This is a genomic window from Rhizobium hidalgonense, assembly GCF_002914525.1.
In the GTDB taxonomy this organism is placed as follows: Bacteria; Pseudomonadota; Alphaproteobacteria; order Rhizobiales; family Rhizobiaceae; genus Rhizobium; species Rhizobium hidalgonense.
Genome location: NZ_LODW01000114.1, coordinates 1 through 602 on the forward strand (window position 1 = coordinate 1; position 602 = coordinate 602).

At 60.5% G+C, this 602-nt stretch carries 1 pseudogene; it reads left to right on the forward strand.

Annotation, left to right across the window (positions count from 1 at the left end):
• Nucleotides 1–355, forward strand: a pseudogene (locus tag ATY29_RS31875) (transposase); the annotation flags it as partial.
• Nucleotides 356–602 lie beyond the last annotated feature (247 nt).

The window sequence follows — 602 nt, forward strand, 5'->3', positions numbered from 1 at the left end:
CGAGGCATTACCGCTCGAAGACTTTCTGTCTGGCTTACGGATTGCTTGGCGTGGTGGTGAAGTGAAACCAACTGCCCGCTCCAAGCCAGCGGCCAAGCGAGAGCGGCGGAGGCCGGATCCTCTACTCGCCGTCACTGCCGAACTCGAGGAATGGTTTGAGGCGGAGCCTTGGCGAACTTCGCGAGAGTTGCTTGAACGCTTGCAGGTCAAATACCCCGGCGTGTATCCCGACGGCCTCATTCGGACCGTGCAGCGTCGAATGAAGATCTGGCGCAGTACACAGGCCAATGCACTGGTGTTCGGGCCATTCGCCGATGCCGCGCGGCAGACGCAAATCGTAGAGGTCGTGCAGTGAGGCACTCTCCGCCCGGTTGGCCTTCGACAATCCGCGGAAAACATGATGACCGCCCGCGAAGCCGCCCGCTCGCTACAGCGCTATTGAGGGCGCGCTCGCGAGCGGCTTCGCTACCTCTGTCACCTTGCACCAGGTGCCGGGACACGAGCGTAACAACCCGTGAGGCATTCGAGAACATTCGAGTGAGGCAACGGCATTATTCTCTGGGAACACTCTTGGGTGAGGCAATACGGCGTCTCATCCTGAT